This window comes from Teichococcus coralli (genome assembly GCF_009829925.1).
Classification (GTDB): domain Bacteria; phylum Pseudomonadota; class Alphaproteobacteria; order Acetobacterales; family Acetobacteraceae; genus Pseudoroseomonas; species Pseudoroseomonas coralli.
The window spans coordinates 135,981-149,822 of the sequence record NZ_SNVJ01000003.1 but is presented as its reverse complement, the minus strand read 5'-3'; the positions used below and the strand labels follow the sequence as shown (position 1 = coordinate 149,822).

At 71.7% G+C, this 13,842-nt stretch carries 11 protein-coding genes; 1 reads left to right on the top strand and 10 read right to left on the bottom strand.

From position 1 onward, the window contains the following. Positions 1 to 141: 141 nt before the first annotated feature. Positions 142 to 2,463, bottom strand: coding sequence for a penicillin acylase family protein (locus E0493_RS04630; protein ID WP_160935758.1), 2,322 nt, complete (start codon positions 2,461 to 2,463; stop codon positions 142 to 144). Between the two features lie 102 nt (positions 2,464 to 2,565). Beyond that, entirely contained in the window at positions 2,566 to 4,143 is a 1,578-nt protein-coding gene (locus E0493_RS04625) for an ABC transporter substrate-binding protein (RefSeq protein WP_202396908.1), read from the bottom strand. 210 nt (positions 4,144 to 4,353) lie between these two features. On the opposite strand from E0493_RS04625, the gene E0493_RS04620 reads away from it, so the two are divergent. Continuing rightward, positions 4,354 to 5,796: an amidase gene (locus tag E0493_RS04620; RefSeq protein ID WP_160935757.1), complete on the top strand. Its 1,443-nt coding sequence runs from the start codon at positions 4,354 to 4,356 to the stop codon at positions 5,794 to 5,796. 27 nt (positions 5,797 to 5,823) lie between these two features. Here E0493_RS04620 and E0493_RS04615 read toward each other — a convergent pair whose 3' ends face one another. The 8 genes from E0493_RS04615 to E0493_RS04580 form a co-directional block, all read right to left on the bottom strand. Beyond that, positions 5,824 to 6,630, bottom strand: a complete 807-nt coding sequence (locus E0493_RS04615; RefSeq protein ID WP_160935756.1) for an ABC transporter permease — start codon at positions 6,628 to 6,630, stop codon at positions 5,824 to 5,826. Continuing rightward, the gene (locus tag E0493_RS04610) at positions 6,627 to 7,469 is read right to left on the bottom strand and encodes an ABC transporter permease (RefSeq protein ID WP_160935755.1); all 843 of its coding nucleotides are present in this window, start codon (positions 7,467 to 7,469) and stop codon (positions 6,627 to 6,629) included. The genes E0493_RS04615 and E0493_RS04610 overlap by 4 nt, the downstream gene beginning before the upstream one ends. A 4-nt stretch (positions 7,470 to 7,473) precedes the next feature. Further along, positions 7,474 to 8,544, bottom strand: coding sequence for an ABC transporter ATP-binding protein (locus E0493_RS04605; protein ID WP_160935754.1), 1,071 nt, complete (start codon positions 8,542 to 8,544; stop codon positions 7,474 to 7,476). Beyond that, positions 8,541 to 9,617, bottom strand: a complete 1,077-nt coding sequence (locus tag E0493_RS04600; protein WP_160935753.1) for an ABC transporter substrate-binding protein — start codon at positions 9,615 to 9,617, stop codon at positions 8,541 to 8,543. Before E0493_RS04600 ends, E0493_RS04605 begins: the two co-directional genes overlap by 4 nt. A 73-nt stretch (positions 9,618 to 9,690) precedes the next feature. Beyond that, positions 9,691 to 10,953, bottom strand: coding sequence for an NAD(P)/FAD-dependent oxidoreductase (locus tag E0493_RS04595; RefSeq protein WP_160935752.1), 1,263 nt, complete (start codon positions 10,951 to 10,953; stop codon positions 9,691 to 9,693). A gap of 1 nt (position 10,954) precedes the next feature. Beyond that, on the bottom strand, positions 10,955 to 11,338 hold the full coding sequence (locus tag E0493_RS04590; RefSeq protein WP_160935751.1) for a RidA family protein: 384 nt from the start codon (positions 11,336 to 11,338) through the stop codon (positions 10,955 to 10,957). A 2-nt stretch (positions 11,339 to 11,340) separates the two neighbouring features. Continuing rightward, positions 11,341 to 12,486, bottom strand: coding sequence for a M24 family metallopeptidase (locus tag E0493_RS04585; protein ID WP_160935750.1), 1,146 nt, complete (start codon positions 12,484 to 12,486; stop codon positions 11,341 to 11,343). Further along, on the bottom strand, positions 12,483 to 13,826 hold the full coding sequence (locus tag E0493_RS04580; RefSeq protein WP_160935749.1) for an NAD(P)/FAD-dependent oxidoreductase: 1,344 nt from the start codon (positions 13,824 to 13,826) through the stop codon (positions 12,483 to 12,485). The genes E0493_RS04585 and E0493_RS04580 overlap by 4 nt, the downstream gene beginning before the upstream one ends. Positions 13,827 to 13,842: the final 16 nt, after the last annotated feature.

Sequence of the window (13,842 nt, the reverse complement as noted above, 5' to 3'; positions counted from 1 at the left end):
CTCCTCGGCGGCTTGGTTCCAGGAAAGACTATTTGATATATCAGCGGGACCGCAAGCCGGTGCTTGCTGCCTGCTGTGCAGGGATCGTGCTTCCCGCGGCTTCTCGCGCCCCTTGCGGGGGCTGCGCGGCAGGCGAGGCGTTCACGCCGCCGGCACCAGGTCCTGGCGGTGACGTGCCGCCTGCTCGATGCCCTTCCAGGCGTACCGCATGGGCACCATCCGCGTGGCCGACCAGGCTTCGTTCTGATCGGCATAATGCGCGCTGCCCGGCTGGCCCGAGGCGCCATGGAACACCACCCACTGGCAGGCATCCCAGTTCCCCACGTCGAAGACGTAGCGCGCCAGCGCGCCGTAGGTGGCGGTCGGCCCTCCGGCACAGAGCAGCCCGTTGGCCAGCACCGTGTCGCCATCGCCGCCCACCGGCCGGGAGGGAGGGTCGAGCAGCGCCGCCGCCTCGGGAAAGAGCGGCGAGAGCGGATGGGTGAAGCGCGGCTGGTGCACCGCGCCCCAGCTTTCTCCGGCGGGCGCCGCGGCGGCGCGGGCAAGGGCGGCCTGCAAGGCCTCTCGCCAGCTCCAGCCGCCGAGCAGGCTGGCATCGTCGCGGCGCAGCAGCTCGGGCAATGTCCACCACAGCTGGTTCTGCGGCGCGATCCCCGGCGTAACCTGCGCCAGCGGGCTTGCGCCCGCGGCGGCAAGGCCGCTGCGCTCCGCCAGGATCGCGGTCAGCGCCCTGCGCAGGGCGATATAGGCCGGCGGCGCCTCGGCATCGGCCTCCATCCGGCCGTCCCAGGCCAGCAGGCGCTCGCGGAGCGCCGCCGCGGCGGGCTCCTCGGGGGCGGGCGAGGCGGCCAGCCGCTCGCGCAGCAGCAGGGCGTTGGGCGAAAGCGTGTCGGCATGGATGCCGGCGGCATCCTCCGGCGCGAAGGCGCCCCCTTCCGCCAGCCGGGCGGCGATGCGGCGCGCGCGATAGGGCGGGTGGCAGTCCGTGCAGAGATAGTCGGGATGCGCATCGTCGGCGACGACGCGGTTGTTGGCGGTGACGATGATGCCCCCTTCGGGGTCGAGGCTGCGCGGCATCTCCTCATGCGCGATCCAGCCTTGCCAGTCATGCCTGGACATCCAGCCCGGCACCGGCAGCCAGCCGTTGCTGCGCGGGCGGCGCGGCAGCCGGGCACGCACGAGATGGCCGATATGGCCTTCCGTATCACCCGCCACCAGGTTGTGGTCGATCAGCCCCCAGCCGCGCGTCGCCTCGAAGAGCGCCTCCACGCCGCTCGCGGTGGTCATGCGCGGCAGGCACTCAAAGGAAAGATCGGTCTCGGCGAACTGCACCGAGCGCAGCGCGATGGCGCTGCCGCTCGCGGGATCGCCGGCGATCACCGGGCCGTGCCGGGTTTCCACGATCTCGAACGCGCGCGCCTCGCCACCCCGGATGCGGATGCTGTCGCGCCGGCGCATCACGGGCGCCGGCCCGTCGGGCGCCTCGGTATGGCTGGCATCCGCGTCGAACCGCTCCAGGAACAGGTCGTGGATGTCCATGAAGGCGTGCGTGACGCAGTAGGCGACCTGGCCGTTGTGGGCGAAGTGAGGGAAGCCCGGCACGCCGGGAACGGTGAGCCCGATCATGTCGAACGCGTCGCAGGCGAGGTGGTGCTGCGCATACATGTTCGGGATCTCGAAGACGCGGTGCGGATCGCCCGCCAGCACCGGCCGGCCCGTGGCGCTGCGCGTTGGTCCCACCGCCCAGTTGTTGCTGCCGCCACCCACCTCGTCGCCGCCGGTGTTCTTGCCCATGCTTTCCAGTAGGGCGCGGATCGCAGGGGCCAGGGCGGCCAGGTCGGCCTGCAGGCGCTCCGCCTCCGCGCCGGGCGGGATGCACAGCAGGTCGGCGCCGCTGTCGTCGTAGCGCAGCTTGGCCGCGCCTTCCGGCCCCACCACCGGCAGCGCGGCGGCGCGCCACAGCTTGAACCACACCGAGCCCATCAGCAGCCCGAGCCGGCGCATCACCGCGATGCTGTGCCAGGGCTCCCAGAGGTCCGGCGCGTCCTGCAGCAGCGCGTACTCGACCGGCCTCGGCTGCCCGCCGCCGATCCAGGCGTTCACCCCGGCGCTGTAGGCTTCCAGCATCTCGCGCGCGGCACCGCCGAGGGCGGCGAAGTCGCGCCGGCAGGCGGCCTCCATGCCGAGGCGGCGCACCAGGATGTCGCTCTCCGCCGCCGGGGCGCCCAGCCACTCGGCGGCACGGCCGATGGCGCGGCGCCGGGTCAGGTCCATCTGGAAGAGGCGGTCCTGCGCGTGGACGAAGCCCAGCGCCATCCAGGCATCCCGGCTGGTCGCGGCACGGATGTGCGGAATGCCCCATTCGTCGCGCAGAACGGTGGCGGGGGCGGAGAGGCCGGGCAGCGGCAGGCGGGCGTCGAGGTCCGGCAGCGCGGCTTCGACGGTTGCGCGGTCGAGGGGCATCGGAGGTCCTTGGCGGGAAGAGCTGGCGGCGCCGTCGGGCGCAACGCCAACGGGCAGAAGAAAGATGGGGGTCTGGGGGAATTCCTTCCCCCAGGCTGTCTCTCAGACTTCCACCTGCCAGAACATCGGGAAGCTGGACTCGATCATGTTCCTCAGCCGCGCGCGGTAGCCGGCCGGCCGCGAGAACTGGCCCCACATCACGCTCGGCACCGTCTCGTAGGCGATCTCCTGGATCTTCCCCGCGATGTCCTTGCGGGCGGCGGCGTCGGGCGCCTTGACGAAGTCCTCCAACAGCCGCGTCATCCGTGCGTCGCAGCTCCAGCCGGCGTAGTCCACGCAGTTGTTGCCGATGTAGAAGTGGTTCAGCGGCGACATCATGTCCACGCCGTTGGAATAGACGGGATAGAGGCTCCAGCCTTCCTTCTTGCTGCGGCGGGCGAGCACGGTGCCCCAATCCATGGTCTGCTCCTCCACGGTGAAGCCGGCCGCCTTCAGGTTCTCGGCCAGCACGTGCCCGGCCGTCTGCGAGATGGAGCCGGACACTTCCAGCATCATCACCGGCTCGCCCTTGTAGCCGGTCTTTTTCAGCTCGGCGCGCGCGCCCTCGATGTCGAGCTTGGCAACACGGGCACCCGCCTCGGTCTCCAGCGGCGTGCCGCACATGAAGAAGGAGCCGCAGGCATCCACCCGGAACTTCTCGGGGATGCCGATGGCGGTCAGGGTCGCCTTCTGGTCCACCAGCTTCCACAGGACGCGCCGCACCGCGGGGTCGGCGAAGGGGCCGCTCGCATGGTTCAGGCGGAAATTGCCCTGGAACATGTGGATGCCGCCCAGGCCGATCAGCTTCACATCCTTGTTGCGCTCCAACAGGCCCAGGAAGTCGAAGGGCAAATACTGCATGTAGTCGATCTCGCCGGCGGCGAGCGCGTTGGCGCCGGTGGTGTCGTCCGGCATGACCTTCAGCAGCAGCTGCTCGATCTGCACCCGCTTGCCGCCGGAGAGGAAGTCGGGCGCCTCCTCGCGCGGCACATACTTGTCGTTGCGCTCCAGCACCATGCTGTCGCCGGTGCGCCAGAGGTCGGGGCGGAAGCGGAAGGGGCCGGAGCCGGTGATCTCCTTGATGCGCTGGTCGCCCGCCGCCTTGATGATGCGCTCCGGCATCATCACCGGCACCGGCGCATTCGGCTTGCCCAGCACGTCCAGCATCAGCGGGAAGGGCTCTTTCAGCGCGATGGTGACGGTCTTCGCGTCCTTCGCCGCGAAGCTGGCGCCCGCGGCCATGATCATCCGCCCGAGCCCGTCGCGCGGTGCCCAGCGCGCCAGCGAGGCAGCGCAGTCGGCGGCGGTGACGGGCGCGCCGTCATGCCAGAGCAACCCGTCGCGCAGGGGGATGGTCCAGGTCAGCCCGTCCTCCGAGACCTGGTGCCCGGAGGCCATCTGCGGGCGGATATTGCCTGCCGAGTCCATCGAGAAGAGCGTGTCGAAGACGTGATAAGCGAAGGTGCGGGTGATCGCGGCGGTGGTCATGTGCGGGTCGAGGATGACGACCTCGGATTCCAGCACGGCGGTGACCTGCCCACCGGCCGCGCGCGCCGGGCGCGGCATGCCGATCAGCGGCAAGGCCATGGCGGCGGCGCTGCCGGCGAGCAGGCTGCGCCTGTTGAAGCCTTCTCGGATCATGCTCAGCTCTCCCTTTTCGCGGCGGCTTCACCGGGCGGGCCCGGTGCCGTTGGTCCGGCGTGTTTCCCTGGAAGGGCGCGCGCCCTTCCGTCCGGCGACCTTCTGGCGAGGTCCTGGCCGGAAGCGACTTGAAAGATGATATATCCGATATCAGGCTGCTCCCCACGTCAAGCGCCGCATTCCCGGACGGCGCAGATTCAAGGAGGCTCCATGCCCGAGACCGAATTGCTGCGGCTGACCGCGCAGCGCGCCGCCGGCCTGATCCGCGCCCGTCGCCTTTCCCCCGTCGAGTACATGCAGGCCGTGCTGGCCGCCGCCCGCGCCGCGCAGCCGCGGCTGAACGCCTTCGCCGCGCTGGCCGAGGAGGCGGCGCTGGAAGGCGCCCGCCAGGCCGAGGCCGCGGTGATGCAGGGCGGGCCGCTCGGCCCGCTGCATGGCGTGCCGGTGAGCATCAAGGACCAGGTGGACGTCGCCGGCCTGACCACCGCGCACGGCTCGGCCATCTTCGCCGGGCAGCCGCCGGCGGCGGCCGACGACGTGCTGGTACAGCGGCTGCGCGCGGCCGGCGCCATCGTCTTCGCCAAGACCCACATGCCGGAGTTCGGCCACAAGGGCCTGACGGACGGCCCCGCCTTCGGGACCACGCCCAATCCCTGGGACCTGTCGCGCACCTCCGGCGGCTCCAGCGGCGGCGCGGCGGCGGCGGTGGCGGCGGGCGTCGGGCCGATCGCGCTCGGCACGGACGGCGCGGGATCGGTGCGCATCCCGGCCGCCTGCTGCGGTATCGTCGGGCTCAAGCCGACGCTCGGCACGGTGCCCTGGCAGTCGGCGGCCGACGCCTTCGCCAACTACACCTATGCCGGGCCGATGGCGCGCAGCATCGGCGACGCCGCGGTGATGTTCGCCGCCATGGCCGGCCCGACCGGGCGCGACCCCTGGACGATGGCGGCGCAGCCGGCGCCCCGGCTGAGCCCGGCGCTGGCGGGCAATGATCTTTCCGGCCTCCGCATCGGCTTCATCGAGCACGCGGCCAATCCGCGCCTCGCCGCCGACATGGCGGAGAACACGCGGGCCATGCTCGCCGTGCTGGAGGGGCAGGGCGCCATGGTGGAGCCGGTGGCGGAGGCGATCGACTGGATCGAGTTCCCCGGCCGCATCATGTACCAGGCCAATTTCGCCGTCGCGATGGCGAAGCACCTGCCGGAATGGCAGGAGAAGATGGACCCCACGCTGCTCGCCTTCATGCAGCGCGGCGACGGCTTCTCGCTGCACGAGTTCCGCCAGGCGCAGTTCGCCCGCACGCGCCTGTTCCGCGCCATCCAGGGCCTGTTCGAGCGCTACGACCTGCTGGTGACGCCCACCCTCAGCCGCACCGCCCTGCCGGCGGATTTCGACGCCGCCCATGACGAGGTGGAGGTGGAGGGCGTCCGCTGCGGCATCACCCGCCAGGGCTGGAGCAGCTACGTCTATCCCTTCAACCTGACCGGCCATCCGGCGCTGACCGTGCCCTCCGGCTTCGGCACGGACGGCCTGCCGACGGCGGTGCAACTGGTCGGCCGCTGGGGCGCGGACCTTGACCTGCTGCGCCTCGGCGGCGTGCTGGAGGCGGCGCGCCCCTGGGCGGCGGCCTGGCCGGAGGCGGCCGTCGCCTGAGGCCCTGCCGTTCCGAGGGTGGGGGCGTCACCGCGTGGCGGTGGCGCTCCGCTCGCGCGCCTGGCGCACCGCCCATTCGGCGAGCAGCGCCAGGCAGGTGACGCCGATCAGCAGGGCGCTGACCGCGGCGATGGTCGGCTCCACCTCCAGCAGCAGGCTGTTCCAGATCCGCACCGGCAGCGTCTCGGCGCGGATGCCGGCGAGGAAGAGCGAGATCACCAGCTCGTCGAAGGAGGTGAGGAAGGAGAACAGCATCGCCGAGACCAGGCCGGGCAGCGCCAGCGGCAGCACCACGCGGCGGAACACGCCCGCGCGCGTGCAGCCGAAGATCATCGCCGCGCGCTCCAGGTTGGGGTCCACCGTCTTGAGCGCCGATTGCAGGATCACCAGCACCACCGGCAGCGCCACGACGCTGTGCGCCACCGCGATCCAGGGCCGGACGCCGATCAGCCCGAGCCGGGCGGAAAGGAAGTACATGGCGATCGCCGTCACCACATGCGGCACGATCAGCGGCATCAGCAGCAGCGCGGTGATGGCGCGGCGGAAGCTGAAATGGCCGCGCGCCATGGCATAGGCGGCGAGGAAGCCGAGCGCGGTGGCGAGCAGGCAGGTCATCGCCGCCACCAGGAAGGAGTTCCACAGCGCCGCCAGCCAGCGCGGGTCGCCGAGGAAGCGGAGATACCAGCGCAGCGAGAGGCTGTCGGGCGGGAATTTCAGGTAGCCGTCGCCGCTGAAGGAGGCGATCACGACAATGGCGATGGGCGCCAGCATCGCCGTGCAGAGCAGCACGACGAGCAGGCGGATGGCGGCGAGGCGCAGGATGGAGCCGGTCATCGCGCGAAGCCCTCCTCGGTGCGGTCGGCGAAGCGGGCATAGACGGCGTAGAGCAGCAGGGTGATGGCCAGCAGCACGATGGTCATCAGCGCGGCCACCGGCCAGTTCTGCGACAGCTCGATCTCGCGCTCGATCAGCATGGCCATCATGACGTCGCCCGGGCCGCCCATCAGCGCGGGCGTGATGAAGAAGCCGAGCGCCAGGATGAAGACGATCAGCGCGCCCGCCGTCACGCCATGCAGGGTGAGCGGCAGGAAGACCTTGGCGAAGACCGTGAGCGGGCCGGCGCCCATGCCCTCGGCCGCCTGCAGCAGCCGCGGGTCCACCGCCTTCATGGCGGCGTAGAGCGTCAGCACCATGTAGGGCAGCAGCACGTAGGTCATGCCGATGATGACGCCGGTGCGGTTGTAGAGCAGGTCCGCCGGCTCCCTGGCGAGGCCGAGGCCGAGCAGCACCTGGTTGATCAGCCCGTTGCGCCCGAGGATCACCATCCAGGCATAGGTGCGGACGATGACGCTGGTGAAATAGGGGATGACGACGCAGATCAGCACCAGCGAGAAGGCCAGCCCCCGCGCGCGGGAGAGCGCGTAGGAGAGCGGATAGCCGATCGCCAGCACCATCAGCGTGACGGTGAGCGCGATGCCGTTGGTGTTGAGGATGGCGCCGAGAATGGCGCGCGAGCCCAGCACCGCCTTCGCCTCCAGCCAGACCTCGCTCGCGCTGCCCAGCTCGGCGAGGGATTCGGCGATGAACCAGCCGATCGGCGTGATGAAGAGCAGCAGCAGCAGCGCCAGGGCGGGCGCGATCAGCGCCCATTTCGCGAAATGGCGGAGCGGCATGGGCTTACCCCTCCAGCAGAAGGGCGTCGGCGGCGTTCCAGGCCAGGCCGACCGGCTCGCCCGGCTGGCGCAGCACGGTGCCGGAGGCGTTGGTGGCGTCGCAGAGCATCACCTCGCCCTCCGGCAGCGTCACCTCGTAGCGCACGACGTTGCCGAGGAAGGCGGTGTGGCGCACGGTGCCCGCCACCTGGTTGGCCGCCGGCGCGGCGCCCTCCGGCAGCAGCCGCACCTTCTCCGGCCGCACGAAGACCTGGCCTTCCGCCAGCCCGGGGCGGTCCGCGGCGACCTCGAAGCGTGCCGCCCCCGCGCCGCGCAGGGCGCCGTCCCGCCTGCGGGCGCGGATCAGGTTGGCCTCGCCGAGGAACTTCGCCACGAAGGCGCTCTCCGGGCGCTCATAGACCTCGCGCGGCGGCCCCATCTGCGCGATGCGGCCACGGTCCATGATGGCGATCCGGTCCGACATGGTCAGCGCCTCCTCCTGGTCGTGGGTGACGTAGACCACGGTCATGCCGAGGCGGCGCGAGATCTCCTTGATCTCCACCTGCATGTGGTAGCGCAGGTTCTTGTCCAGCGCGCCGAGCGGCTCGTCCATCAGCACCACGCGCGGCTGGCCGACGATGGCGCGGGCGAGCGCCACGCGCTGCTGCTGCCCGCCGGAGAGCTGGCGGGCGAAGCGCTTCTCCAGGCCGGTCAGCTTCACCATGGCGAGCGCCTCCGCCACCCGCCGCGCCACCTCGGCCTTCGGCACCTTCCGCACGGTGAGCGGGAAGGCGACGTTGCCGAACACGTCGAGATGCGGGAAGATGGCGTAGTTCTGGAACACCATGCCGAGGCCGCGCGCGCGCGGCGGGGCGCGCGTGGCGTCCCGGCCGTCGATATGGATGCTGCCCTGGCTGGGCAGGGTGAAGCCGGCGATCATCGAGAGGGTGGTGGTCTTGCCGCTGCCCGAGGGTCCGAGCAGCGTGAAGAACTCGCCCTGCGGGATGGCCAGGGAAATCTCCCTGACCACCGTCTCCGGTCCGTAGGCCTTGCTTACCCGCTCCAGGCGGACGCCCGCGAAGCCCTCCTCCCTCATCCGAGGATCCAGCGGGACCAGGCGCGGTTCACCTTGTCGCGGTTCGACTCCCACCACTCGACGTTGCGCATGAAGCCGGTCTCCCTGGAGCGCGGGCTGCCGGGCATGCGCTCCACCTGGTCGGCCGGCAGCATGTCGAAGGCCTTCTGGTTGGTCGGGCCGTATTGCAGGTCCTTGGAATACTTGGCCTGCACCGCGGGCTGCATCATGAAGTCGATCAGCCGCTGCGCGTTGGCCTTGTTGGGCGAGCCCTTGAACACGCCGAGCGCCTGCACCTGGATCATGTTGCCGGTCCAGTCGAAGCCGAGCGGGGCGCCCTTGTCGATCAGCGTCTGCAGGCGGCCGTTCCAGATCGAGCCCAGCACCACCTCCTTGTCGGAGAGCATCTGCGCCGAGAGCGCGCCGGTGTCCCAGAACTTGCGGATCTGCGGGCGGATGCGGGAGAGCGACTTGAGGGCGCGGTCCACGTCCAGCGGGTAGATCTGGTCGCGCGGCACGCCGTCGGCGATCAGCGCGAACTCCAGGTCAGGCGCGCTGGTGGCCATGTCGGCCAGCATGCGCGGGCCGGGGAACTTCTCCGCGTCCCAGAACTCGGCCCAGCCCTTCGGGTGCTTGCCGTCGGGGAAGCTTTCCTTGTTGTAGGCGAGCACGGTGGCGTAGACGAAGTTCGCCACCCGGGTCTCGCTGCGGTACTCGGCGCCGACATCCTCGGGCCTGGTCCACTTCCAGCTGCCATAGTCCACCGGATCGAGCGCGCCCATGCGGCCGAGCGTCACCAGCGGGCCGTCGCCGGTGTCGATCAGGTCCAGCTCGACGTTGTTCGCCTTGAACATGGCGAGCAGCTTGGCGACCGTCGCCGCCACCGGCATCACGGTGATGCCGGTCTCCTGGGTGAAGGGGTCGTAGACGTGGCGGCGCATGATGTCGTCATAGGCGCCGCCGGGCGTGCGGACGATCACCTGGCCGGCCGCGCGGGCCGGACCGGTGATGACGAAGGGCGCGGCGAGGGCGGCGCCCCCCAGCCTCAGGAAACGGCGCCGGGAGGGCAGCAGCAGGCGGTGTTCGGTTCGCATGTCGAAGCTCCCTGGTGAAGGCTCGTGTTGCAAGGCGTGGTCGCGCGAGGCGCCCGCTCCCGGCCTTGTTTGGTCAGAACCGGGTTGCGGAATAGGGGGCCGGGTCGATCGAGGGCGGCCGGCCGGCGGCGAGCTGCGCCACCAGCTTGCCGCTTGGCGGCCCGCCCGTCATGCCGAAATGGCTGTGGCCGAAGCAGAGGAACAGCCCGGGATGCCCCGGCGCCGGGCCGAGCACCGGCAGGCTGTCCGGCGTGGAGGGGCGGTGGCCCATCCAGAGCACCGGCTCGCCGGTCTGCAACTCGGGGAAGAGCCGCCTGGCGTGCTCGTGCAGGATCCTCGCCCGCCGCTCGTCCGGGGCGGCGTCCAGTCCCGCGATCTCCACCGTGCCGGCGACGCGGATGCCGTGCTCCATCGGCGTCATGCCGAAGCTGCGGCTCTTGTGCAGGATCGGGAAGCGCAGGCTGATGGAGGGCGAGGGCAGCATGGCGTGGTAGCCGCGCTCGGTCTCCAGCGGCACCGTGATGCCGAGCGGCTCCAGCAACTGCCCGGACCAGGCGCCGCCGGCCAGGATCACCTTGTCCGCCCGGTGGTTGCCGGTGTTGGTGAAGACCATCCAGCGCCCGCCGTCCTCGGGGATCAGCTTCAGGGCGCGCTCGGCCAGCACCGTGCCGCCCTCGGCACGGAACATTTCTGCCAGTGTGCGGATCAGCCGGGGCGGGCTGGCGGTGTGGCCGTTGCCGGGGATCAGCACGCCGCGCACCACGTCGCGCGCCAGGCCCGGGAACATCTGCCGCAGGTCGTCGGCGCCGAGTTCCTCGCTGCGGATGCCGTGCGCCTCGCGCAGACCGCGCTCGATCCGGCCGGTGGTGGTCTCGGTGGCGGAATCCCACATCTGCACCTGGCCGCTCTGGCGGATCAGGTCGCGGAAGGCGGCCTCGCCGAGCAGGTCCTTCCAGTCCTGGAAGGCGTTCCGGTGCAGCGCGCGCATCGCCTGCGCGACCTCGATCACGCGGTCCATGCGGCCGGCGCGGACCCATTTCATCAGCCAGGGCATGGCCCTGGGCATGTAGGCCGGACGGATGGAAAGCGGGCCGAGCGGGTCGTTCAGCCAGCGCGGCACCTGCCGCAGCATGCCGGGCAGGGCGATCGGCACCACCGTCTCGGCCGAGATCAGCCCGGCATTGCCGAAGGAGGCGCCGCCGGGCGAGGGCAGCGGGTCGATCAGCGTGACCGCATGGCCCAGGCGCAGCAGGTTGAGCGCGGCGGAAAGCCCCGCCACGCCGCCGCCCACCACGATGGCCGTGGGGGCGCTGCCCGGCCCCGCCGCGCCGCTCACCTCACGCGGCTCCGAGATGCGCGGTGGCGACCATCTCGATGCGCATGCCGGGTGCCAGCAGCTCCTTCACCACCACCGTGGCGCGGCAGGGAAAGGGCGCGGTGAAGACCTCGCGCCAGACGGCGTTCATCGCCGCCGCGTCGGCGCCGTCCACCAGGTAGACCTGCAGCATCATGACGTCGGCCAGCGTTCCGCCGCAGCCCTCCATGGCGATGCGCAGGTTGTCCAGCGTGCGGCGCGTCTGCACCGCGATGTCGCCCTGGACGATCTCGCCGGTGACGGGGTCCTTCGGGATCTGCGCGGTGATCACCAGCGGGCCCTTGCGGACCACGCCGGAGATCGGCCCCTTGGAGGGGATCAGCCCGGTCTTGACGGCTTCGAACATGGTCAGCTCCCGGTTTCGTTGACGATGAGGCCGCGCGGGAAGCGGGTCAGCAGCTCCGGCCCGTCCTCGCGCACCAGCACGGTTTCGCTGATGGAGGCGCCGCCGGCGGAGGCGTAGATGTGGAAGACCATGCCGGCCTCCACGGTCCAGTCGGCGCCGGGATGCAGGATGCGGGTGAAGTCGCTGGTGCGCGGCGTCTGCGGCGCGTAGAGGCCGAGCGTGTAGCCGGTGATGTTGTCGTAGCTCGGGCGCAGGCCGGAGCGGATGACGCCCTCGCGCAGGATGGCGTCCACCTCATGCGCGCGGGCGCCGGGGCGCAGCGCGGCGATCTGCGCGTCCTGCAGGGCGATCAGCGTCTCCGCCGCCGCCGCCAGGGCGGGCGCGGGCCTGCCGAGGGTGACGCAGCGCATGATGCGCGCGCTGTAGCCGGCGATGCGGGGCGTCAGCTCGATGTGCACCACGTCGCCCGGCGAGAGCGGCGCGTCGCTGAGATGGCCGTGCAGGAAGTCCCAGCCCGTGCCGGCGCTGATCGGCCCCGCCGGGCTGGGATCGGCGCCCAGTTCGACATAGGTGGCGACCGCGATGCGCGCGGCGTCGCGCTGCGTGCCGCCGGCGACGCAGGCGGCCGCCGCGCGGCGCAGCGCCTCGTCGGCCACCGCCGCGCTGCGCCGCAGGATGGCGATCTCGGCGGGCGACTTGATCAGCCGCAGCTCGTTCACCGCCGGGCCCATGTCCACCATCACGGCGTCCGGCAGCGCCGCCTTCAGCTGCTCGAAGCGGCGCAGCGACATGGCGTAGGAGTTGAAGTCGAGCCCGATGCGCGCGCCCGACAGCCCGCGCCCGGCGAGTGCGGCGGCCAGCACCGGCATCGGGTCCTCCCAGTCGCGGTAGGTCGGAATGTCCCTGATCCAGGTGCGCTGGCGGCAGGGCGCGGCGTCCAGCGCGCGGATCAGGAGGAAGGGCTCGGCGTCCAGCGGCACCACCACGCAGCGCCAGCGGTTCAGCGAGCTGCCATAGCCGGAGACCCAGGTCATCGCCTCGATCTCGTCGAGCAGCGCCACCTCGACGCCGGCGGCCTCCATGCGGTGGCGCAGGGCGGCGAGGCGGTCGGCGTAGTCCTTGGCCGGGAACGGCACGTCGACCGTCATGGGTGGCCTTTCGCGGGGGTGGAGCGCCAGCCGTCCAGCCGGTCCCGCAGCTGGTAGGAGGCGCCGACCAGGGGCAGGAACCAGGGGCGGCCGTGGTATCCGGCCATGGTGGGGAAGGGCAGGCGGGTGAAGGCCGAGGCGCGGTTGGCGCCGCCCAGGATCTGCCGCGCGGCACAGCGGCCGAGATGCGTCATGGTGACGACGCCGCTGCCGTTGCAGCCCAGCGCGTAGTGGATGCCCTCCTGCCGGCCGACATGCGGCAGGTAGTCCAGCGCGAAGGCGACGTTGCCTTTCCAGCCATGGCTGACGCGTACCCCGGCGAGATCCGGCAGCAGCCCGGTCAGGAAGCCGTGCAGGCGGGCGGCGGAGCGCGTCGCGTCGGCGTCCACGAAGCTGGCGCGGCCGCCGAACAGGATGCGCGTGAAGTCGGGCGAGGGGCGGAAGTAGTAGAGCACCTTCTTGGTGTCGCCGTAGACGCGCAGCTTCGGCAGCAGGGCGCGCACACGCGCCTCGCCGAGCGGTTCGGTGGCGATCATGTAGCTGGCGACGGGCACCAGCCGGCGGCGGTGCCAGGGGGTGGCGGCGCCGGTATAGCCGTTGGTGGCCACCATCACCTGCCGGGCCAGCACGTCGCCCTGGCTGGTCCGCACGCGGTAGCCGGCGCCCTCCTTCTCCAGCCCCGTGACCGTGACGCCGCCGCGCAGCGTGGCGCCGTGCCGCGCCGCCGCCTTGGCCAGCCCCTGGACATAAAGGCCGGGATGCAGCGAGCCCGCGCGCTGGATCAGCAGGCCGCCATGGTAGAGGTCGGTCGCCACCTCCTCGCGCACGCGGCCGCGCTCCAGGATGGTGGCGGTGTCGCGTCCCGTGCGGTTCAGCATCTCCGCGCGGCGCTTCAGCGTGTCGAGCGCCTTCGGGGCATGGGCGCCGACGAAGCGGCCGGTGCGGCGGAAGAAGCACTCCACGCCTTCCTCGCGCAGGAAGGCCTCCATGTCGTCGAAGGAGGCCTCGGCCTCCTCCACCATTTCGTCGAGCAGCGTCTGGTCCAGCGCCTTGTGCAGGTCGGAGCGGGCACGGCCGAGGCTGCCGGCGCCGGACAGCGCGCCGCCGTTGCGGGAGGAGGCGCCCCAGCCGATCGCCTCGCGGTCCAGCACCAGGGCCCGCACGCCGCCGCGGGCCAGCTCGATGGCGGTGGACAGGCCGGCGATGCCGCCGCCGATGATGGCGACCTCGGCCGCCTCCGGCAGCGGCGCGGGCGGGCCGGGCGGCGGGGGCGGGGCGAGCTCCCACCAGTAGGGGCGCTCGACGAAGCCGGGGGCGAAGGGGGTCTGCTGCTTGTTCACGCCGCGAGGCTGGCAC

Excerpts from the sequence above, each read along its gene's own strand:
- E0493_RS04630 (WP_160935758.1), bottom strand. The coding sequence starts at position 2,463 with ATGCCCCTCGACCGCGCAACCGTCGAAGCCGCGCTGCCGGACCTCGAC.
- E0493_RS04625 (WP_202396908.1), bottom strand. The coding sequence starts at position 4,143 with ATGATCCGAGAAGGCTTCAACAGGCGCAGCCTGCTCGCCGGCAGCGCC.
- E0493_RS04620 (WP_160935757.1), top strand. The coding sequence starts at position 4,354 with ATGCCCGAGACCGAATTGCTGCGGCTGACCGCGCAGCGCGCCGCCGGC.
- E0493_RS04615 (WP_160935756.1), bottom strand. The coding sequence starts at position 6,630 with ATGACCGGCTCCATCCTGCGCCTCGCCGCCATCCGCCTGCTCGTCGTG.
- E0493_RS04610 (WP_160935755.1), bottom strand. The coding sequence starts at position 7,469 with ATGCCGCTCCGCCATTTCGCGAAATGGGCGCTGATCGCGCCCGCCCTG.
- E0493_RS04605 (WP_160935754.1), bottom strand. The coding sequence starts at position 8,544 with ATGAGGGAGGAGGGCTTCGCGGGCGTCCGCCTGGAGCGGGTAAGCAAG.
- E0493_RS04600 (WP_160935753.1), bottom strand. The coding sequence starts at position 9,617 with ATGCGAACCGAACACCGCCTGCTGCTGCCCTCCCGGCGCCGTTTCCTG.
- E0493_RS04590 (WP_160935751.1), bottom strand. The coding sequence starts at position 11,338 with ATGTTCGAAGCCGTCAAGACCGGGCTGATCCCCTCCAAGGGGCCGATC.
- E0493_RS04585 (WP_160935750.1), bottom strand. The coding sequence starts at position 12,486 with ATGACGGTCGACGTGCCGTTCCCGGCCAAGGACTACGCCGACCGCCTC.